The organism is Streptacidiphilus melanogenes, from assembly GCF_000787835.1.
Classification (GTDB): domain Bacteria; phylum Actinomycetota; class Actinomycetes; order Streptomycetales; family Streptomycetaceae; genus Streptacidiphilus; species Streptacidiphilus melanogenes.
In genome coordinates this window covers 79742-101945 of record NZ_BBPP01000029.1, presented here as the reverse complement: position 1 = coordinate 101945, position 22204 = coordinate 79742, and the positions used below count along the sequence as shown (strand labels likewise).

The 22204-nt window shown below is 73.0% G+C and carries 11 protein-coding genes; 9 read left to right on the top strand and 2 right to left on the bottom strand.

Features of this window, described 5'->3' with window-relative positions:
* Positions 1 to 144 precede the first annotated feature (144 nt).
* Positions 145 to 2793: a SpoIIE family protein phosphatase gene (locus tag TR49_RS26700; RefSeq protein WP_042386242.1), complete on the bottom strand. Its 2649-nt coding sequence runs from the start codon at positions 2791 to 2793 to the stop codon at positions 145 to 147.
* A 491-nt stretch (positions 2794 to 3284) separates the two neighbouring features.
* Between TR49_RS26700 and TR49_RS26695 the strand changes: the two genes are divergently transcribed.
* The 9 genes from TR49_RS26695 to TR49_RS26655 all read left to right on the top strand — a co-directional run bounded on the left by TR49_RS26695 (position 3285) and on the right by TR49_RS26655 (position 16758).
* Positions 3285 to 7895 (top strand): hybrid sensor histidine kinase/response regulator, encoded by a 4611-nt coding sequence (locus TR49_RS26695; protein WP_084725468.1) that lies wholly within the window; start codon positions 3285 to 3287, stop codon positions 7893 to 7895.
* Between the two features lie 274 nt (positions 7896 to 8169).
* Positions 8170 to 8934 carry a response regulator gene (locus TR49_RS26690; RefSeq protein ID WP_236653538.1) on the top strand — a complete coding sequence of 255 codons (765 nt, stop codon included), beginning with the start codon at positions 8170 to 8172 and terminating at the stop codon, positions 8932 to 8934.
* A 134-nt stretch (positions 8935 to 9068) separates the two neighbouring features.
* Positions 9069 to 11867 carry an FtsK/SpoIIIE family DNA translocase gene (locus TR49_RS26685; protein WP_042386237.1) on the top strand — a complete coding sequence of 933 codons (2799 nt, stop codon included), beginning with the start codon at positions 9069 to 9071 and terminating at the stop codon, positions 11865 to 11867.
* Positions 11868 to 12149: 282 nt separating this feature from the next.
* Complete coding sequence (locus TR49_RS26680; RefSeq protein ID WP_042386236.1) at positions 12150 to 12986, top strand: helix-turn-helix domain-containing protein; 837 nt, start codon at positions 12150 to 12152, stop codon at positions 12984 to 12986.
* 191 nt (positions 12987 to 13177) lie between these two features.
* The gene (gene rimO / locus TR49_RS26675; RefSeq protein ID WP_042386234.1) at positions 13178 to 14665 is read left to right on the top strand and encodes a 30S ribosomal protein S12 methylthiotransferase RimO; all 1488 of its coding nucleotides are present in this window, start codon (positions 13178 to 13180) and stop codon (positions 14663 to 14665) included.
* Positions 14662 to 15336: a CDP-diacylglycerol--glycerol-3-phosphate 3-phosphatidyltransferase gene (pgsA, locus tag TR49_RS26670; protein WP_042386231.1), complete on the top strand. Its 675-nt coding sequence runs from the start codon at positions 14662 to 14664 to the stop codon at positions 15334 to 15336. The genes rimO and pgsA overlap by 4 nt, the downstream gene beginning before the upstream one ends.
* The gene (locus TR49_RS26665) at positions 15336 to 15827 is read left to right on the top strand and encodes a CinA family protein (protein ID WP_042386229.1); all 492 of its coding nucleotides are present in this window, start codon (positions 15336 to 15338) and stop codon (positions 15825 to 15827) included. The genes pgsA and TR49_RS26665 overlap by 1 nt, the downstream gene beginning before the upstream one ends.
* A 191-nt stretch (positions 15828 to 16018) precedes the next feature.
* Positions 16019 to 16369 (top strand): helix-turn-helix domain-containing protein, encoded by a 351-nt coding sequence (locus TR49_RS26660; protein WP_042386227.1) that lies wholly within the window; start codon positions 16019 to 16021, stop codon positions 16367 to 16369.
* A 134-nt stretch (positions 16370 to 16503) separates the two neighbouring features.
* Positions 16504 to 16758, top strand: a complete 255-nt coding sequence (locus TR49_RS26655) for a hypothetical protein (protein ID WP_042386225.1) — start codon at positions 16504 to 16506, stop codon at positions 16756 to 16758.
* 323 nt (positions 16759 to 17081) lie between these two features.
* On the opposite strand, the gene TR49_RS26650 is transcribed toward TR49_RS26655, so the two are convergent.
* Positions 17082 to 21725, bottom strand: coding sequence for an ATP-dependent helicase (locus tag TR49_RS26650; protein ID WP_042386223.1), 4644 nt, complete (start codon positions 21723 to 21725; stop codon positions 17082 to 17084).
* Positions 21726 to 22204: the final 479 nt, after the last annotated feature.

Genomic DNA, 22204 nt, shown 5'->3' with positions numbered 1-22204 from the left:
TCGTCCGGAGGGTCCAGGCTGCGCTCGCGGAGGAGGCGGAGCCCGCCGGATGACGCCGGAGCAGAGGCGCGAGACCGCCGCCTGGCGGGGACCTGGGAGCCGGGGACGTCTTCTTTCCCGTTCTCGATCGCTGACCGGCGGCCGTCAGCGAGGCTGGGGCGACCCGAGGACGCGGAGGGCCAGGATGGCCATGTCGTCGGAGGCGGGGTCCGCGGCGAAGCGTTCCACCGCGCGCAGGATGCGGGTGGCGACCGCGCCCGCGGTGAGGCCGGTGCAGGTGGTGAGGACGTCGGCGAGGCCGTCGTCGCCGAGCATGCGCGGGCCGTCGCGGCGTTCGGTGACGCCGTCGGTGACGCAGAGCAGGACGTCGCCCGGGTCGAGGACGAAGGTCTCGGCCTCCAGGTCGAGGTCGTCGATGACGCCCAGCAGGGGCTGCGGGGAGGCCGCGGGGGAGACCGTGCCGTCGGGGCGGAGCCGCAGCGGGAGGGGGTGGCCGGCGCAGACGGTGCGCAGTTCGACCGAGCCGTCCTCGCGCGGGGTCATCTCCCCGTAGAGGAGGGTCAGGAACCGGCCGCGGTCGCCCTCGTCGAGGATCGCGGCGTTGAGCCGTTGCAGGACCTCCGGCGCGGAGAAGCCCTCGCGGGCCAGCAGGCGCAGCGAGTGGCGGGCCAGGCCGGTGACCGCGGCGGCCTCGGGACCCGTGCCGCAGACGTCGCCGATGGCGAAGCCGTAGGTCCCCTCGCGGATCGGGAAGATGTCGTAGAAGTCGCCGCCGACCTCGTTGCCCTCGCCCGCGGCGCGGTAGATGACCTCGGCCTCGACGCCGGGCACGCGCGGCACCGCGGGCGGCAGCAGGCTGCGCTGCAGCGCGCGCGAGATCGCGGTGCGCTCGCTGTACAGCCGGGCGTTGTCCAGGGCGAGCGCGGCACGACGGGAGAGGTCCTCGGCCAGTTCCAGGATCTCGCGGCGGAAGCGCTCCTCCGCGGCCTTGCCGAGGGTCAGCATGCCGATCACACGGTTGCGCGCGACCAGCGGCAGCACGACCGTCTCACCGCCCACCGTCGCGGCGGTGGCGAGGGCGGCGCGCTGGGCCGCCGTCTCGCCGGCGCCCTGGGTGCGGGCGCGCAGGGCGGCCCGCAGCGCCGCGTCCTGGGCGGCGTCCGTCGCCGCGGGCCAGTCGCGGGCGCCGGGGGTGTTCAGCGGCTCCGGGGGCGCGATGCTCTCCAGCAGCGCGCGCAGGCCGTCGATCTGCTCCTCGTCCTCGTGCAGCACGTAGGCGAGCTCGGGTACGGCGGGGTCGACGCCGGTGGAGGTCGTGTAGACCGCGCACCAGGAGGCCAGCGTCGGCACCGTCATCTGTGCGACCAGCGCGAGGGTCTGGTCCCGCTCCAGCGTGCCGGCCAGCAGGTCGGAGGCCTCGACGAGGAAGGACAGGGAGCCGCGCCGCAGCCGTTCGAGCTCGGTCAGGCGGGCGCTCTCGACCGCCAGCGCGATCCGGTCCGCGGCGAACTGCAGCCGCAGCGCGTCGTCGTTGCGGTACTGGCCGGGCGACTGCGCGGCCACGCCGAGGGAGCCGGTGAGCCGTCCCTCGACCTTGAGCGGGACCGTCACCACGGACCGCAGGCCGGTGCCGCCCAGCAGCGGGGCCGCGCCGGGGGAGTCGGCCAGGTCATCGTGGACGGTGGGGAGCCGCGCGGAGCTGAAGCGGCCCATGCCCGACTCGACGGGCACGCGGGCGAAGCGCTGCCGGCCGGCGGGCAGACCGCAGCTGGCGCGGACCTCGAGCTCGGTCTCGTCGTCGGTGGCCAGCAGCAGGTAGGCGGCGTCGCCGTCGAGCAGGTCGCGGGCGCGTTCGACGGTGCGCTGGAGCAGGCCGTCGAGGTCGTCCGGCGCCTGGCCGCCGGTCAGCGGACCGAGAAAGGCGTCCACGGCCGGGCCGTCGAGGCGGGCGCCGCTCTCGGACGCGGCAGCCGGACGCGTCGGCGTCTGCAGCACGGCGCGTTCCTGCTCGCGCACCAGCAGGCAGACCGTCGAGGGGCTACCCTGCGCGTCGCGGACCCGCAGGTGCGCGCCGTAGACGCCGAGGAGGCGGCCGTCGCCGCGTCGCATCGCGTAGTTGCCCTCCCAGCGGGAGAGCCGCAGCGCCTCGTCGACGCCGAGACCGGTGCCGGGTGTCTGCGGCCACGCTGCCAGCTCCGCGAAGGGACGGCCGAGCGCCTTGACGGCCGGGTGCTGGAAGAGCAGCTCGGCGTCCTGGTTCCAGGCGGAGACCAGCCCCTCGGCGTCGATCTGCACGACGGCGACGTGGACCTGCTGCTCGGACTCGGGCAGCAGCGCGTCGGGGGTCAGCGGACCGGCGACGCGGGTGCCCGTGGGCCGGGGCGGCAGCTGCAGGGTGAACCAGACGCGTTTGTCGGTGGCGGTGTAGTCGACGCCCCAGCGGGACGCGAGCGCCGCGCAGAGCAGCAGGCCGCGGCCGCCCTCGCGCTCCAGTTCGGCGGTGACGACGGCGCCGTCCTCCTGGCCGGGGTAGATCGGCAGGGCACGGCGCGGGTAGCGGTCGCCGACCTCGACGCGGACCTGGTCGCCCTGGCGCAGCAGTTCGACCCGCGCGGCGGTGCCCGCGTGCACGACGGCGTTGGTCACCAGCTCGCTCACCAGGACCACGGCGTCGTCGACGACCTCGCCGAAGCCCCAGCCCTGGAGGGTGTCCCGGACGAAGGCGCGCGCGGCGGCGACGGAGCGGCCGACGGGTTCGAACGTGGCGGCGGCCCGCGCGGTGGCGTCACCCACGAGGCGCCTCCTCCTTCTTCCGGGCTACGGGCTCACGGTACCGGCGTACCGTGCCTGGTGGGCACCGCCTGTGGTGCGGTACCCGAGCGGCACCCGTGCGACGCCACTGGCCCAACGCCGTGTTGTGCCGCCAGGTTACTGATCCCTGGTACCGCTTGGGGAGTGAAGCCGGTACGTTCGGTGACTCGATCTGAACCTGACAGGCTGACCTGGGCCGCGATCAGGTCCCAGCGGGGCCGATACCCGTCTGCGACCCCCGCGCAACCCTCGGCGGTCGTTAGATTGTTGGGGATGCGTCTCGCGGCATGTGTGCCGTGCGGCCGCGAGGCATTCAACGCAACTCTGGAGGCAGGCCGGTGGATTCGAGCAGGGCGACCGCGGTCGCGGCGAAGCCGAAGCCGGGCGGGACACGGCAGGCGGCTCGCGGGTCGGGCAGGGGCGCGGGCGCCGACGCGGCCGATCTGCGCAAGCTGCTGACCGCGCTGACGGCCATGCGCGACGGCAACTTCCGCAGGCGGCTGACCGTGCCGGGGGACTCGGTCATGGCCGAGATCGCCGCCGTCTTCAACCAGGTCGCGGAGCGTAACCAGCATCTCACCGGGGAGTTGGCGCGGGTGCGCCGCGCCGTCGGCCGGGAGGGACGGCTCGGGGAACGGCTCGAACTCGGGCCCTGCGAGGGCGCCTGGGCGGCGGCGATCGACAACTCCAACGCGCTGATCGACGACCTGGCCCGGCCGATGGCCGAGGTCGGCCGGGTGCTCGGCTCGATCGCCGAGGGCGATCTGCAGCAGCGGATGGAACTGCGCGCGCTCGGCCCGGACGGCGGCTCCCACCCGCTGCGCGGGGAGTTCCTGAAGGTCGGCCGCACCGTCAACGGACTGGTCGACCAGCTCTCGGAGTTCACCGACGAGGTGACCCGGCTCGCCGTCGAGGTCGGCACCGAGGGCAAGCTGGGGGGCCAGGCACGGGTGCGCGGCATGTCGGGTTCCTGGAAGGACCTCACCGACTCCGTCAACATGATGGCCAGTCGGCTGACCGCGCAGGTGCGCGACATCGCGCTGGTCACCACCGCGGTCGCCAAGGGCGACCTGTCCCGCAAGGTCACCGCCCAGGTCGCGGGCGAGATGCTGGAGTTGAAGAACACCGTCAACACGATGGTGGACCAGCTCTCCGGCTTCGCCGCGGAAGTCACGCGTGTGGCGCGCGAGGTGGGCACCGAGGGCAAGCTCGGCGGCCAGGCGCAGGTGCCCGGCGTCGCCGGGACCTGGAAGGATCTGACCGACAACGTCAACCAGATGGCGACGAACCTCACCGACCAGGTGCGCAGCATCGCCCAGGTGACCACCGCCGTGGCGCGTGGGGACCTGTCGCAGACCATCGAGGTCGACGCCCGCGGCGAGATCCTCGAACTGAAGAACACCATCAACGCGATGGTCGGCCAACTCTCGGCGTTCGCCGACGAGGTGACGCGTGTGGCGCGCGAGGTCGGCACCGAGGGCATCCTCGGCGGCCAGGCGATGGTGCCCGGCGCGGCCGGGGTGTGGCGCGGGCTGACCGACAACGTCAACCTGATGGCCTCCAACCTCACCTTCCAGGTGCGCAACATCGCCACCGTCTCAACGGCCGTGGCGCGCGGCGACCTGACCCAGCGCATCACGGTCGACGCGCGCGGGGAGATCCTGCAGCTGAAGACGACGCTCAACACCATGGTCGACCAGCTGTCCGCGTTCGCGGACGAGGTGACCCGGGTGGCCACGGACGTCGGCACCGAGGGCCGCCTCGGCGGTCAGGCGCAGGTGCCGGGGGTCTCCGGCACCTGGAAGGACCTGACCAGTTCGGTCAACCTGATGGCCAACAACCTGACCAACCAAGTCCGCAACATCGCCGAGGTCACCACGGCGGTGGCCAGGGGCGACCTGTCGAAGAAGATCACCGTCGACGCCCGCGGCGAGATCCTGGAGCTGGTCACCACCGTCAACACGATGGTCGACCAGCTCTCGGTCTTCGCCGACGAGGTGAGCCGGGTCGCCCGTCAGGTGGGTACCGAGGGCATCCTGGGCGGCCAGGCCCGGGTCAAGGGCGTCGAGGGCATCTGGCGCGACCTGGCCGAGAACGTGAACCTGATGGCGTCGAACCTGACCTTCCAGGTGCGCAACATCGCCCAGGTCGCCACCGCGGTGGCCGGCGGCGACCTGTCGAAGAAGATCACCATCGACGCGCAGGGCGAGGTCGCCGCGCTCGCGGACACCCTCAACACGATGGTCGACCAGCTGTCCGCCTTCGCCGACGAGGTGACCCGGGTGGCGCGCGAGGTGGGTACCGAGGGCATTCTGGGCGGTCAGGCCCGGGTGCCGGGCGTCGGGGGCATGTGGAAGGACCTGACCGACAACGTGAACCTGATGGCCGACAACCTGTCCGGCCAGGTGCGCAACATCGCCCAGGTGACCACCGCGGTCGCCAAGGGCGACCTGACCCGCAAGATCGACGTCGACGCGCGCGGCGAGATCCTGGAGCTCAAGACGACCATCAACACGATGGTCGACCAGCTGTCCGCCTTCGCCGACGAGGTCACCCGCGTCGCCCGCGAGGTGGGCACCGACGGCCGCCTGGGCGGTCAGGCCCGCGTCCCCGGCGTCGCCGGGACCTGGCAGGACCTGACCGAGTCCGTCAACGAGCTGGCGGGCAACCTGACCCGCCAGGTGCGCGCCATCGCCCAGGTCGCCACCGCGGTGACCCGCGGCGACCTGAGCCTGCGCATCGACGTGGACGCGGCCGGTGAGCTCGACGAGCTCAAGGACAACATCAACCAGATGATCGCCAACCTGCGCGAGACCACGCGCACCAACCAGGAGCAGGACTGGCTCAAGACCAACCTGGCGCGGATCTCCGGCCTGATGCAGGGCCGCCGCGACCTGGAGGCGGTCAGCTCGCTGATCATGAGCGAGCTGACCCCCGTGGTCTCCGCCCAGCACGGGGCGTTCTTCCTGGCCATGCCGGCGCTGCGCAACGAGATGACCGCCGAGGCCGGCGAGGACGGGATCGAGCACGACACCGTGCTGCGGCTGATCGGCTCCTACGGCTACCAGCGCCGGGCCATGCCGACCTCGTTCCACCTCGGCGAGGGCCTGGTCGGGCAGGCGGCGATCGAGAAGAAGCCGATCCTGCTCAAGGACGCCCCGCCGGGATACCTGAAGATCGCCTCGGGGCTGGGCGAGGCCGCGCCGGTCAACGTGATCGTCATGCCGGTCCTGTTCGAGGGCCGACTGTTGGGCGTGATCGAGCTCGCCTCGTTCAACCCGTTCACCAAGATCAGCATGGACTTCCTGGACCAGATCGCCGAGATGATCGGCGTCACGGTCAACACCATCGCGGTCAACACCAAGACCGAGGGCCTGCTGCTGGAGTCGCAACGCCTCACTGCCGAACTGTCGATGCGTTCCGCCGAGTTGGAGGCGCGACAGGAGGAGCTGCAGCGCTCCAACCTTGAGCTGGAGGAGAAGGCCCACCAACTCGCGGTACAGAACCGCGACATCGAGATCAAGAACTCCGAGATCGAGGAGGCCCGGCAGGTCCTGGAGGAGCGCGCCGAACAGCTCGAGCTCTCCACGCGCTACAAGTCGGAGTTCCTCGCCAACATGTCGCACGAGCTGCGCACGCCGCTCAACTCGCTGCTGATCCTGGCCAAGCTGCTGGCCGACAACGCCGAGGGCAACCTCAGCCCCAAGCAGGTGGAGTTCTCCGAGACCATCCACGGCGCGGGCTCGGACCTGCTGCAGCTGATCAACGACATCCTGGACCTGTCCAAGGTCGAGGCGGGCAAGATGGACATCCGCCCCAGCCGGATCGCGCTGGTCCAGCTGGTCGACTACGTCGAGGCCACCTTCCGGCCGCTGACGGCCGACAAGGGCCTCGACTTCGCGGTGCGGGTCTCGCCGGAACTGCCGGTCACCCTGCACACCGACGAGCAGCGCCTCCAGCAGGTGCTGCGCAACCTGCTCTCCAACGCGGTCAAGTTCACCGACTCCGGCGCGGTCGAGCTGCTGATCCAGCCGGCCGGCGGCCCGGGCGGCGAGCACCCGGTGCCGCAGGCGATCCGCGAGCAGATGCTGGAGTCCGGCGCGATCGCCGACCCGGAGGAGCCGCTGATCGCCTTCTCGGTGACCGACACCGGCATCGGTGTCCCGCAGAACAAGCTGCGGGAGATCTTCGAGGCGTTCAAGCAGGCCGACGGCACCACCAGCCGCAAGTACGGCGGCACCGGCCTCGGGCTGTCGATCTCCCGCGAGATCGCCCGCCTGCTCGGCGGCGAGATCAACGCCGAGAGCGAGCTGGACCGAGGCTCGACGTTCACGCTCTTCCTGCCGCTGCGCGAGGCGCCCGAGGGCGAGGCCGCGGTTCCCACGGTCCGCGGCCACGGTGGGGTGAGCCCGGCGGAGCTGTGGGCCCAGGAGGTCATCGAGGCAGCGCACGAGCGTCGGCGCGCGCCCTCCAAGTCGACGCGCACCTCGGTTTCTTCGCAGGCCGAGGGGCCTGCGGCACCGTCGGCCGGTCCGGCTCCGACGGCGGACTCGGTCCTGTCGTCGGTCCCGTCGGCGCCGTCCGCGTCCGCCGCGGACGGGGCGGCCGGGCAGCGATCGGCCGAGTCGGCCCGTCAGGAGGCAGGGGACGGCCGGGGCGAGGGGGCGCAGGTGGACTCGTTCGCGCCCTTCGTCGGCCGTTTCGACGGCGAGAAGGTGCTCATCGTCGACGACGACATCCGCAACGTCTTCGCGCTCACCAGCGTGCTGGAGACCTACGGACTGGCGGTGCTGTACGCGGAGAACGGCCGTGAGGGCATCGAGGTGCTGGAGCAGCACGAGGACGTCGCCCTGGTGCTGATGGACATCATGATGCCGGAGATGGACGGCTACGCCACGACCGAGGCGATCCGCGCGATGCCGCAGTTCGCCGGGCTGCCGATCATCGCGCTCACGGCGAAGGCGATGAAGGGCGACCGCGAGAAGAGCCTGGCCGCGGGTGCCTCGGACCACGTCACCAAGCCGGTGGACACCGACCACCTGCTCGGCGTCATGGGACACTGGCTGCGGACCAAGAACCGTTGAGCCAGGGCGGGACGGGGCCGATCGTCCAGGCCCGCACCGACTCCGGACAGATGCGTCCGGGGCCCGGTGCGGCCTGGTTGAAGACCGGGTCACCGGGCATCCAACCGGAACCCGCGCCCCGGACGGGCCGTCAGGATCCAGCTGTCCCCACTTGTCAGGGTGGTGGCTCTGCGATGCGGGAACGGGATAAGGTCACTCGGCGTTGCTACCGGTACTGGCTGGGTCACCGGAGGCGGGGCAGTTCACCGGGTGCGGGCAGTGAGGTGCGGCTAGCATGACCGTCGGCAGGGCAGTGGTGGACACACGGGCGACGTACGAGTCCGACGCGATCCGAGGTGCGGGAACCCCCGCGACGTCGGCGGCGGGGGCGCGAGGAGGGCAGGCCAAGGTGCAGAAGGCCAAGATCCTCCTTGTCGACGACCGGGCCGAGAACCTGCTCGCGCTGGAGGCGATCCTCTCCGCGCTGGACCAGACCCTGGTCCGGGCGGGCTCCGGCGAGGAGGCGCTCAAGGCGCTGCTCAACGACGACTTCGCGGTCATCCTGCTCGACGTGCAGATGCCCGGGATGGACGGCTTCGAGACCGCCGCACACATCAAGCGCCGGGAGCGGACCCGGGACATCCCGATCATCTTCCTGACCGCGATCAACCACGGCCCGCACCACACCTTCCGCGGCTACGCGGCCGGCGCGGTGGACTACATCTCCAAGCCCTTCGACCCGTGGGTGCTGCGCGCCAAGGTCTCCGTCTTCGTCGAGCTCTACATGAAGAACTGCCAGCTCAAGGAGCAGGCCGCGCTGCTGCGACTGCAGTTGGAGGCCGAACAGGCCCCCGGCACGGGCCTGCTGTCCGAGCTCTCCGCCCGGCTCGCCGCCGTCGAGGAGCAGGCCGAGGCGCTGACCAAGCAGCTCGCCGAGGGCGCCGACCAGGCTGCCGTCGCCACCGCCGCGCACCTCGAACGCCGCCTCGCCGGCCTGCGCCGCGCGCTCGACGCCCTGGAACCGGGCAGCCCGAACAGGGGCGCCACGCCGGAGTCCTGAGCACCGGTTCCGGAGGGGGCCTGACGGCGCGTCGCCCTTGACAGGCGGGCCGTTCGCACCCGGTGCACGACACGACCGGAGCAACGTCGCGCAGCACGTGTTGCGCCCCTTGTCACCCTAGTAATCTGAACGCCATGGCCACACGCACGTCCGGAAGCGGTTCGCAGACCCGAGGTGCGGGGACGGCGAAGAAGGCCACGGCTGCCAAGGCGCCCGCCAGGAAGGCCGCTGCGAAGTCCGCGGCCAAGGCGCCGGCGAAGAAGGCCCCGGCGAAGAAGGCGGCGGCCAAGAAGGCCGTGCCCGCGCCGGCGACCCCCGCTCCCAGGCCGCCGAGGCCGATCGCCTACCGTGCCGTGCGCGGCAGTTGGCTGGGCGTCGCCAATGGTGTCGGCGCGGTCGCCCGCGGCTTCGGCAACGGCGCGAAGAACCTGCACCCGGCTCACCGCAAGGACGGCCTGGCGCTGCTGCTGATCGCTCTGGCGCTGCTCATCGCCGCCGGCTCGTGGTCCGACCCGCAGGGCTGGCTCGGCGTCGCCGTGACCGACGTGGTCAAGGGCGCGTTCGGCAAACTCACCATTTTCGTCCCGGTGCTGCTCTTCGGCATCGCCGTGCGGCTGATGCGCCACCCCGAGCGGCCCGAGGCCAACGGACGGATCGTCATCGGCCTGACCGCGCTGACCATCGGCGTGCTCGGCCTGGTCCACATCGGTTACGGCGCGCCCAGCCTGCAGGCCGGCGCGGCGCGGATCCGCGAGTCCGGCGGCCTGATCGGCTTGGCCGCGTCCCGCTGGCTGATGGCCGCCGCGGGGCCGGCGCTGGCCGTGCCGTTCCTGACGCTGGTCTCCTTCTTCGGCCTGCTGGTGGTCACCGCCACGCCCGTCAACCAGATCCCGCAGCGGCTGCGGCTGCTGGGCGAGCGGCTCTCGATCATCGAGCCGCACACCGAGTACGGCGGCTTCGACGAGGAGGCCGGGCTCGACGGCCTCGACGAACTCGGCTTCGGGCTGGGCGGCCCCGACGACTTCGAGGGCGAGCCCGGCACGCCGGAGGAGCGCGCGGTCCTGGAGGCCAAGCGCAGCGAGATGGAGCGCGAGGGCAGCGCCGCGCCGCGACGCCGCCGTCCGCGACGCCGCGTCGGCAGCGCCGCCGAGCCGACCGACCAGCCGGACCCGTTCGACACCATCGGCGTCGCCGCGGCGGCCGCCGCCGAACTCGACGGCGCGGTCATGCACGGCGTCCAGCCCTCGGCCGCCCTCGCCGACATGCTGGGCCGGGTCAAGGACCGCACCCCGCCGTCCGACACGCCGCCGTTCGACCTGCCCGAGGACGCGCCGCCGATGCCCGACCACGCCCCCGAGGCGCCGGTCCCGGCAGCGCGCACCGAGGACGCGGGCACCGACAGCGCCGGTGCCGTCGCGGACGACAGCGGCCTGCCGATCCGGTCCGAGCAGCTGCAGCTGCCCGACGGCGGCCACTACCAGCTGCCCTCCGTCGAGCTGCTGACCCGGGGCGGCCCCGGCAAGGCCCGCTCGAAGGCCAACGACGACGTGGTCGCCTCGCTCATGGGCGTCTTCGCCGAGTTCAAGGTCGACGCCGCCGTCACCGGCTTCACCCGCGGCCCGACGGTCACCCGCTACGAGGTCGAGCTCGGCCCGGCGGTCAAGGTCGAGCGGATCACTGCGCTCGCCAAGAACATCGCCTACGCCGTCGCCAGCCCCGACGTCCGGATCATCAGCCCGATCCCCGGCAAGTCCGCGGTCGGCATCGAGATCCCCAACACCGACCGCGAGATGGTCAACCTCGGCGACCTGCTGCGTTCGCAGGCCGCGACCGGCGACCCGCACCCGATGCTGGTCGGCATGGGCAAGGACGTCGAGGGTCAGACCGTGATGGCCAACCTCGCCAAGATGCCGCACATCCTCGTCGCGGGCGCCACCGGCGCGGGCAAGTCGTCCTGCATCAACTGCCTGATCACCTCGGTGCTGATGCGGGCGACTCCGGACGACGTGCGGCTGGTCCTGGTCGACCCCAAGCGCGTCGAGCTCACCGCCTACGAGGGCGTGCCCCACCTGATCACGCCGATCATCACCAACCCGAAGAAGGCCGCCGAGGCGCTGCAGTGGGTCGTGCGCGAGATGGACCTGCGCTACGACGACCTCGCCGCGTTCGGTTTCCGCCACGTCGACGACTTCAACCGCGCCGTGCGCGCGGGCAAGGTCCAGCCGCCGCCCGGCAGCGAGCGGGTGCTTCAGCCCTACCCCTACCTGCTGGTGATCGTCGACGAGCTCGCCGACCTGATGATGGTCGCCCCGCGCGACGTCGAGGACTCGATCGTCCGCATCACGCAGCTCGCCCGCGCCGCCGGCATCCACCTGGTGCTGGCGACCCAGCGCCCCTCGGTGGACGTGGTCACCGGTCTGATCAAGGCGAACGTGCCCTCCCGGCTCGCCTTCGCCACCTCCTCGCTCGCCGACAGCCGGGTCATCCTCGACCAGCCCGGCGCCGAGAAGCTGATCGGCAAGGGCGACGCGCTGTTCCTGCCGATGGGCGCGGGCAAGCCGCTGCGCATGCAGGGCGCGTTCGTCACCGAGGAGGAGATCGCCGGCATCGTCGAACACTGCAAGGCACAGCTCCAGCCGGAGTACCGCAACGACGTCACGGTCGGTTCGGGCCCGAAGAAGGAGATCGACGAGGAGATCGGCGACGACATGGACCTGCTGGTCCAGGCCGCCGAGCTGGTCGTCTCCACCCAGTTCGGCTCGACCTCGATGCTGCAGCGCAAGCTGCGCGTCGGCTTCGCGAAGGCGGGCCGGTTGATGGACCTGATGGAGTCGCGCGGGATCGTCGGCCCGAGCGAGGGGTCCAAGGCCCGCGACGTGCTGGTACAGCCGGACGAACTCGACGGGGTTTTGCTCACTCTCCGGGGGGAATGAGCGCGCGTACGCGTGTCCGTTCGGTTCTTTTCGGCGTTGAGTGGACCGGGTGGGAACCATCCTGCGCGCGGCCGCGTGTCGGTTTCCGACACTCCGTCAACACGTGCCCCGACGGTCCGCGGAGCATCCGATAACGATCAGGACGCAGAGCCTCCCTTTCGGCCGAATCCCGGTTGAGCGAGGCTCAGACCCGCCCCCTAGACTGGTGTTTCGACGGCGTTCTCGGGGGGGTTGCGGCCCCCCTTCGAAGCCCTGGCCGCCCACGTTCGAAAGGCGCCCCTTGTGACGACCGGCACGACCTCCACCGGATCGACCGAACCGCTCGCGAACGAGCCCTCCATCGGGCAGGTGCTCGGTAACGCTCGCGTGGCCGCGGGGCTGACCGTCGACGAGGTCAGCGCGGAGACGCGGGTCCGTGTGCCGATCGTGCACGGGATCGAGGCGGACGACTTCAGCCGCTGCGGCGGCGATTTCTACGCCCGAGGCCACGTCCGCGCGCTGGCGCGCGCGGTCGGCGTCGACGGCGACGAGCTGGTCTGCCGCTACGACGCGGCGCACGGCGGCGCGCCGCAGGACGCGAAGGTCCCGCTGCTGGAGAACGTCGGCGAGCGCCGGATCTCCGCGGAGCGGCGCCGCCCGAACTGGACCGCGGCGATGGTCGCCGCGATCGTCGTGGTCATCGCCGTGATCGGCTTCAACCTCGCGCAGAGCGGCCCCAAGGCGACGACCGCCTCCGCGGGGTCTCCCTCCTCCGCGGCCTCCGGCGCCACGCCGTCGATCGGCCCCGTCCTCCACCCGACGCTCCCGCCGGCCTCCTCCGCTCCCGTCAAGCCCAGCGCGATCGCGGCCGCGCCGGCCGGCAAGGTCACGGTGAAGCTGCTGGCGCAGAACGGCGACAGCTGGATGATGGTCAAGGACGGCACCGGCAAGGTCATCTTCGAGGGCGACCTCGCCCAGGGGCAGACCCAGACCTTCACGGACGCGAAGGAGCTGAAGTTCGTCCTCGGCAACGCGGGCGGCGTCCACGTCTGGGCCAACGGCAAGGATCTCGGCACCGCGGGCGGCGACGGCCAGGTCGTCAACGTCACCTACACCCCGGGCGACCCGGTCGCGGGCTGACCGTCGGCCTCGCTCCCGCAGGCAGTTGCAGCACGCAAGGGGCGCGGGGAACTGCGTGACGAGCCACCGAGTGCGGTGAGTCCCCGAACGGCAGGGACATCTGCGCAGGGTGGTTGCCCGCGCGGTTCCCCGCGCCCCTGAAGATGCGCCCATGGAGAGTGCAACCTCCTCGGCCCGGTAACCTTGGCGGCATGCCCGATCGCCGCACAGTCGCTCTCGTCACCCTTGGATGCGCCCGCAACGAGGTGGATTCCGAGGAACTCGCCGGGCGGCTGGAGGCCGACGGGTGGGAGCTCGTGGCCGACGCCGCCGAGGCTGACGTCGCCGTCGTGAACACCTGCGGCTTCGTCGAGGCCGCCAAGAAGGACTCCGTCGACGCCCTGCTGGAGGCCAACGACCTCAAGGGTCACGGCCGCACCCAGGCCGTCGTCGCCGTCGGCTGCATGGCCGAGCGCTACGGCAAGGAGCTTGCCGAGGCGCTGCCCGAAGCGGACGCCGTGCTCGGCTTCGACGACTACGCGGACATCGCCGAGCGCCTGCAGACCATCCTCTCCGGCGGGCAGCACGTCTCCCACGTGCCGCGCGACCGCCGCAAGCTGCTGCCGCTCTCGCCCGTGGAGCGGCAGACCGCGGCCGACGCCGTGGCGATCCCCGGACACGGGGAGACTCCGGCCGAGACGAAGATCGCGGACCTGCCCGACGGTCTCGCCCCGGCCTCCGGGCCGCGCACGCTCCGGCGGCGGCTGGACGACAGCCCGGTCGCGTCCGTCAAGCTCGCGTCCGGCTGCGACCGACGCTGCAGCTTCTGCGCGATCCCCGCCTTCCGCGGCAGCTTCCTCTCCCGGCGGCCGTCCGACGTCCTGAACGAGACGCGCTGGCTCGCCGAGCAGGGCGTCCGCGAGGTCATGCTGGTCAGCGAGAACAACACCAGCTACGGCAAGGACCTCGGCGACATCCGCCTGCTGGAGAGCCTGCTGCCCGAGCTCGCGGCCGTCGACGGCGTCGAGCGCGTGCGGGTCAGCTACCTCCAGCCCGCCGAGATGCGGCCGGGCCTGATCGACGTGCTGACCTCCACCCCCGGCGTCGCGCCCTACTTCGACCTGTCGTTCCAGCACTCGGCGCCGAACGTGCTGCGCCGGATGCGCCGCTTCGGCGACACCGACCGGTTCCTGGAGCTGCTGGACCAGATCCGGGCCAAGGCGCCGGAGGCCGGAGTCCGCTCGAACTTCATCGTCGGCTTCCCCGGCGAGACCGAGGACGACCTGGCCGAGCTGGAACGCTTCCTCACCAACGCCCGCCTCGACGCCATCGGCGTCTTCGGCTACTCCGACGAGGAGGGCACCGAGGCGGCCGGGTATGACGGCAAGCTGCCCGAGGACGAGGTCGCCGAGCGGCTCGCCCGCTTCAGCCGCCTCGCGGAGGAGCTGACCTCGCAGCGGGCCGAGCAGCGGATCGGCAGCACCGTCCGGGTGCTGGTCGAGTCCAACGACGGCGAGGACGGCGTGATCGGCCGCGGTGCGCACCAGGCGCCGGAGACCGACGGGATCACCATCCTGCTCGGCGACACCGAGGACCTCGCGGCCGGCGACTTCGTCGAGGCGAAGGTCACCGCGAGCGAGGGCGTCGACCTCTACGCCGAGGTGATCGGCCGGGCCGGCGCGGTCGGGGAGCGCCCGTGAATCAGACCTCGGGGGGCGGGGCGGCCAGAACGGGCGCCTCGTCGGCTTCTCAGCCGGGCGGGGCGAGCGACGAGCCGGGCCTGTGGAACATCCCGAACCTGCTCACCATGCTCCGGCTGGTGATCGTGCCGATCTTCGCGGCGCTGCTGTTCGCCGGGGGCGGGCACGATCCCAAGTGGCGCGCCCTCGCCTGGGCCTCCTTCGCCATCGCGATGATCACCGATCTCTTCGACGGCGAGTTGGCCCGTCGTATGGGTCTGGTCACCGACTTCGGCAAGATCGCCGACCCGATCGCCGACAAGGCGATCATGGGCACGGCGCTGATCGGCCTGTCCGTGCTCGGCGATCTGGCCTGGTGGGTGACGGTGGTCATCCTGGTCCGTGAGATCGGCATCACGCTGATGCGCTTCTGGGTGATCCGCTTCGGGGTCATCCCGGCCAGCCGCGGCGGCAAGCTCAAGACGCTGACCCAGGGAATCGCGGTCGGCATGTACGTGTTGATCCTGACCGGGCCGCTGGCGTCGGCCCGGTGGTGGCTGATGGGCGTCGCCGTCGTGCTGACCGTGGCCAGCGGCGTCGACTACGTGCGGCAGGCGGTGGTGCTGCGGCGCGCGGGCCTGGCCGCCCGGGCCGGGCAGACGCCCGCGAACGGGCAGGCGGGCACTGCCTGATGAGCGCCGAGGCGGCGCTTGCCGAGCTGGTCGGGGCGGAAGCCACGCTCGCTGTGGCGGAGTCGCTGACCGGCGGCCTGCTCGCGGCCGAGTTCGTGGCCGTCCCGGGCGCCTCCAAGGCGTTCCGCGGTTCGGTGACGGCCTACGCCACCGAGCTCAAGGGTTCCGTCCTCGGGGTGGACCAGGAGCTGCTGGCCGCGCGCGGCGCGGTCGACCCGGACGTCGCGGCCCAGATGGCCCGAGGCGTCCGCTTGCTGATGGGCGCGGACTTCGGGCTGGCGACGACGGGTGTGGCCGGACCGGATCCGCAGGACGGACAGCCTGTCGGCACCGTCTTCGTGGCGGTCTCGTACCGGTCCGAGGGCGCCGAAGGTGCAGAATCGGTCTCTGCCCTCCGCCTGTCAGGGGATCGTGCCACAATCCGACGCAAGGCGGTTTCGGCCGCCGTGGAACTGCTCCTCAGCGCTCTGGAGGGCAAACCGGTGGGTTAGGAACGCCGATCCCACCGGGAAGAACACAAGGGATGGGCCGGAAAGATTCGCGGACGATACCGCGAACAGCAGGGGAGGGGCCATGGATGCAGCCAAGAGTGAACACGACCGGGCTCCCCGCACGTGATGCGGGGCAGGCGGTACGGTGGGGCTGTGAGGTTCCGAGCCGCGGTCCAAGGAGGGAGCAACCGATGATCCTGCTCCGTCGTCTGTTGGGTGACGTGCTGCGTCGGCAGCGCCAGCGCCAGGGCCGCACCCTGCGCGAGGTGTCGGCTGCCGCGCGGGTCTCGCTCGGCTACCTCTCGGAGGTCGAGCGCGGACAGAAGGAGGCCTCGTCCGAGTTGCTCTCCGCGATCTGTGACGCCCTGGACGTGCGCATGTCCGAGGTCATGCGCGAGGTCAGCGACGAGCTCTCGCTCGCCGAGCTGGCCGCCGGCGAGGCGGTCCGCCCGGCACTGCTGGAGCCCGTGCCGGTGCCGCCGGCGGAACGCATGCCCTCGCTGGTGCCCAAGGCCAGCGCGATGGACGTCGTCGCGGCCTGACAGTCGTAGCAGCTGTCGTGACGTGAACGGCCCCTCCCCCGAGCCACGTGTGGCCCAGGGGAGGGGCCGTTCGTGCTCGGCACGGATATGTTGAAAGCGGATCCGTCCCTCTTCCGAGTCCCGGGAGGAGAGCGATGCTGTCGATACCCCGGCGCAGGCCGATCGTGTGGGTGCTGTGCGCGGTGCTCAGCGCCGGCGCGTGGGCGCTGCTGCTGGCCGGTCTGTTGACCGGCCGCCAAGCCGCGGGGGTCGGTCTCCTCTTCGCGGGCGGGTGGAACCTCAGCCTCCTTCCCGTCCAGGCGCGCCCGTGGGTCCCCCGACGCCGCCGCCACGGGGCCGAGGTTCCTGCGCTCCCGGCTCCGGAGGAGCCGCAGCACGCCGAGGCGTGATCCCGGGCACCGAGGCGGGCGCGGAGGCCGCGTTCCGGGGGCACAGTCTTTCTCCACATCGAAGCCGCCGCCCGTCCGGTACCGACCCGGCGCGGGCGTGCCCCCGTCGCCCGGCTGAGGGCAGCGTGTGGCAGCCCGCCGAGGCCGCGCGTACCGCGTGACCGGGAGTGCCGCCGACGCGTGGGCGAGCGTTTGGGCGCGCGGGTGCCCCGCCGTGGACCATGCGGATCCGTGGCTCAGAGCTCGCAGGCCCGGCGGCGTCGGGCCGGCCCTGCCCTCCCGGCTGGTCGCACACCGCACGCCCCGCCCGCGGGTGCGCCTGGCTAGCCCCGGACGCGGAGGCCGCGCGGGGTGGGGACGAAGCCCGCGGCCTCCAGGGTCGGGCTCAGGGACGAGGTCAGGGCTGGTTCGCCGTTGATGCGTTCCACGACCAGGTCGCGCAGCGCGCCCTCGGCGACGGCGCGGACCAGGGCCGTCGCCGCGTGGCCGAGGCGGACGGGGTCCGTGGCCCAGGTCAGCAGCGTCTTGCCGCCGCGTTCGACGTAGGCGGCCAGCTCGCCGTCGACCAGGGCGACCAGCGCACCCGCCTTGCGGCCCGGCTTGTGGGACGAGGCACCGCCGCCGCCCGGGGACTCCGGCCACGGCAGGGCCGCGCCGTAGGCGTTGCCGGGGTCGGCGGCCGCGAGGACGACCGCCGTGGGCTGCTCATGGCCGCCGCCCTCCGCGCGCCGGTCCAGCGCGGTGTTGACCGCGCGGAGGCGGTCGATCGCGCCGTCGGAGGCGAACTGCGCCGCACCCAGGCCGTCGACGACGTAGCCGCGGCGGGTGCGGCCGGTGTCCTCGAACGCGGACAGGACCCGGTAGACGCCCGCGAAGCCGCCGGGCGCCCGCTCGGCCTGGACCGCCCCGCGGGTGACGACGCCGTGGCGGTCCAGCAGCGTCTGGGCGAGCGCGTGGGCGCGCTGCGTCGGATCCGTCACGGTCGTCGGCAGCACCGACCAGCGGCCCGCCGTGGTCGGCAACTGCGGGACGCGCGGCACCGGCCGCGCCACGCCGTAGCGGGCGCGCGGGGTCGCCCGCGGCGCGCGGTGGGCCGTCGAGCCGGGGGTGCGGCCGGAGCCGAGCACCGCGCGGAGCGGGGCGAGGGTGTCGTTGGTGATCCGGCCCGACCACGCCAGGTCCCACAGGGCGGTGGCCAGCTCGGCGGGCGGCGTCTCCGTGCCGGGCAGCTGCCGGGCGACCTCGTCCGCCAGCTGACGGAAGAAGAGACCGTAACCGGGCGCCAGCGCCGCCAGGATCGCGTAGTGGAGGGGGGTGAGCTCCAGCGGCAGGGCCTCCGGCAGCAGCAGCGGGGCGGCGTCGGCCGGGTGCAGCGCGACCCAGCCGTCCTTGCCCGGCAGTGCGCCCGCGCCCGCCCAGAACACCTCGCCCTGCGAGGTCAGCTCGTCCAGCATCGCCGGGCTGTAGTCGGCCACGCGGGAGGGCAGGATCAGCCGCTCCAGCGCGGAGGCCGGCACCGGCGCGCCCTGGAGCTGCTCGACGGCGCGCAGCAGGCCGTCCACGCCGCGCAGCCGGTTCGCGCCGCCGACGTGCTGCCACTGCGGCAGGAAGGCGGCCAGCGCGCGCGGCGGCACCGGCTCGACCTCGTGTCGCAGCGCGGCGAGCGAGCGGCGACGCAGGCGGCGCAGCACCTCTGCGTCGCACCACTCCGTGCCGGACCCGCCGGGGCGGAACTCGCCCTGCACGACCCGGCCCGTCGCGGCGAGGCGTTGCAGCGTGCCGAGGACGACGGCCGGGCCGAGGCCCAGCCGGGCGGCGGCGTCGCCCGCGGTGAAGGGGCCGTGGGTGCGGGCGTGGCGGGCGAGCAGGTCGGCCAGGGGGTCCTTGACCGGCTCGGTGAACGCCTCAGGGACGCCGACCGGGAGAGGAGTGCCGAGCGCGTCCCGCAGGCGGCCCGCGTCCTCGATCGCGGCCCAGCGCTGTTCGCCCGCGACGCGGACGTCGATCACGCGCCGAGCGGCCTGGAGCTCGCGCACCCACGGCGGCTCCGCGCCGCGTTCGGCCAGCTCGGCGTCGGTGAGCGGGCCGAGCAGGCGCAGGGCGTCGGCGACGCCCTCGGCGTCCTTGACCCGGCGGTCCGGGGTGAGCCGCTGGAGCTCCGCCTCCAGCTCGGCCAGCACGTTCTCGTCCAGCAGTTCGCGCAGCTCGGCCTGGCCGAGCAGCTCCGCCAGCAGCCGGGAGTCGAGTGCGAGCGCGGACGCGCGGCGCTCGGCGAGCGGCGAATCACCCTCGTAGAGGAACTGGGCGACGTAGCCGAAGAGCAGCGAGCGGGCGAAGGGGGAGGGCTCCGGCGTGGTCACCTCGACGATGCGGACCCGGCGCGACTCGATGTCCCGCATCAACTCGACCAGGCCGGGCACGTCGAAGACGTCCTGCAAGCACTCGCGGACGGCCTCCAGCACGATCGGGAAGGAGCCGAACTCGGCTGCCACGGAGAGCAGTTGCGAGGCACGCTGGCGCTGCTGCCACAGCGGCGTGCGGCGGCCGGGGTTGCGGCGCGGCAGCAGCAGGGCCCGCGCGGCGCACTCGCGGAAGCGCGCGGCGAACAGGGCCGAGCCGCCGACCTGGTCGGTGACGGTCTGTTCGATGGTCGTCGCGTCGAAGACGACGGCCTCGGCGCCGACCGGCGCCTCGTCGGCGGCCGTTGACCTGAGGGGCGCGTCCGGGTCGGGGAAATCGAGCAGGTCCGCGTCCGGCAGGCGCAGCACGATGCCGTCGTCGGCGTGCATGACCTGCGCGTCGAGCCCGTGACGCTCGCTCAGGCGGGCGCCGAGCGCGAGCGCCCACGGCGCGTGGACCTGCGCGCCGAAGGGGGAGTGGACGGCCACCCGCCAGTCCCCGAGCTCGTCCCGGAAGCGCTCGACGACGATGGTGCGGTCGTCCGGCAGGTGGCCGGTGGCCTGGCGCTGCTCGGCCAGGTAGGCCAGCAGGTTGCCGGCCGCCCACTCGTCCAGGCCCGCGGCGGCGAGCCGGGCCGTCGCCTTGTCCGGCGGCAGTGCGGCGAGCTCGCGCAGGAACCCGCCGAGGGCGCGGCCGAGCTCCAGCGGGCGGCCGAGCGCGTCGCCGTGCCAGAACGGCAGCTTGCCGGGGACGCCGGGCGCGGGCGAGACGAGCACCTTGTCGTGGGTGATGTCCTCGATCCGCCACGAGCTGGTGCCCAGGGTGAAGACGTCGCCGACGCGGGACTCGTAGACCATCTCCTCGTCGAGCTCGCCGACGCGTCCGCCGCCCTTCTTCGGGTCGGCCCCGGCGAGGAAGACGCCGAACAGGCCTCGGTCGGGGATGGTGCCGCCGGAGGTGACGGCGAGCCGCTGCGCGCCGGGACGGCCGGTGACCGTGTTGGCGACGCGGTCCCAGACGATGCGGGGCCGCAGCTCGGCGAAGGCGTCGGACGGGTACCGGCCCGCGAGCATGTCGAGCACGCCCTCGTACGCGGAGCGGGGGAGCGAGGTGAAGGGCGCGGCGCGCTGGACCAGCGCCAGCAGCTCGTCCACGTCCCAGTCGTCCATCGACGTCATCGCGACCAGCTGCTGCGCCAGCACGTCCAGCGGGTTGCGCGGGACGCGCAGCGCCTCGATCTGCCCGGCGCGCATCCGCTCCGTCACCACGGCCGACTGCACCAGGTCGCCCCGGTACTTGGGGAAGACGACGCCCGTCGACACCGCGCCGACCTGGTGCCCGGCGCGCCCGACGCGCTGGAGCCCCGAGGCGACCGACGGCGGCGACTCGACCTGCACGACGAGGTCGACCGCGCCCATGTCGATGCCGAGCTCCAGGCTGGACGTCGCCACCACGGCCGGGAGCCGGCCGGACTTCAGCTGCTCCTCGACCTCGGCGCGCTGCTCCTTCGAGACCGAGCCGTGGTGCGCGCGGGCCAGGACCGGCGGCGCGCCCTTGTTCGCCCCCGCCTGCGCCATCAGCTGCGCGGGCGCGTGGGCAGCGGGCAGCGCCTCGCCCGCGGCGCGCTCGACGGCGATCTCGTTGAGCCGGTTGCAGAGCCGCTCCGCGAGGCGGCGGGAATTGGCGAAGACGATCGTCGAGCGGTGCGCCTGGACCAGATCGGTGATCTTCTCCTCGACGTGCGGCCAGATGGACGCCGCCTGCTGCGGGTCCTCTTCGGGCGTGCCGTGCGTCCCACGCCCGCCGGACAGCTCGCCCAGATCCTCGACCGGGACGACGACGGACAGGTCGAACTGCTTCTCCGACGGCGGCTGGACGATCGTCACGTTCCGGCCCGGGGAGAGGAAGCGGGCGACCTCCTCGACGGGCCGGACGGTGGCGGAGAGCCCGATCCGGCGGGCGGGCTTCGGCAGCAGCTCGTCGAGGCGTTCGAGGGTGAGCGCGAGGTGCGCGCCGCGCTTCGTCCCCGCGACGGCGTGGACCTCGTCGAGGATCACCGTCTCGACGCCGCGCAGCGCGTCGCGGGCGTTGGAGGTGAGCAGGAGGAACAGCGATTCGGGCGTGGTGATGAGAATGTCCGGCGGGTGGGTGGCGAAGCGCCGCCGCTCGGCCGGCGGGGTGTCGCCGGACCGGATCGCCACCTCGATCTCCGGCTCCGGCAGCCCCATCCTGGTGGCCGCCTGCCGCAGGCCCGTGAGCGGCGCGCGGAGGTTGCGCTGCACGTCGACGGCGAGGGCCTTCAGCGGCGAGACGTAGAGGACACGGCACCGCTTCTTCGCCTCGGCCGGCGGGGGTGTCGACGCGAGCCCGTCCAGCGCGGAGAGGAACGCGGCGAGCGTCTTGCCCGAGCCGGTGGGCGCGACCACCAGCACGTCGCTCCCGGCGCCGATGGCACGCCACGCCCCCTCCTGCGCCCCGGTGGGCGCGGGAAACGCCCCCTCGAACCACGCCCGCGTGGGCGCGGCGAAGCTCTCCAGAGCGGACCTCTCGGCTTTTGCGCGTGCCATGCGCCCATCGTGCCTTGCGCCACCGACAAACGGGCGACCGCCCACGGACCCCGAGCCCGTGGGGCATCCACCCGCGCCCGTCGCGGCCTCCGGCGGGGTGGCGCCCTGGCACCAGCCCCTGGCTGGGAGGTGCCTCAGGGGCTCGAGGCCGGATGGTCCGAGGGGCTGGGTCACTGGGCCCAGGAGGTGGGTTGATGCCGAGGCGGTCGACCCGGTCTCTGGCGGGGGAGGCGGCTCGGGGCGGCGCGAGGCTGGATGGTCCAGGGAGCCGGGCCGCGGGGCCTGGGAAGTGGGGTGATGCCGAGGCGGTCGACCCGGTCTCTGGCGCTGGAGGCGGCTCGGGGCGGCGCGAGGCTGGATGGTCCGCGGGGCCGGGCCGCGGGGCCTGGGAGGTGGGGGTGACGGGCGTTCGGGGGGAGGTGGCCCACTCGGAGGAGCTCAGCGGGCGAAAGCGGAGGAACCGTACATATCGTCGGAAT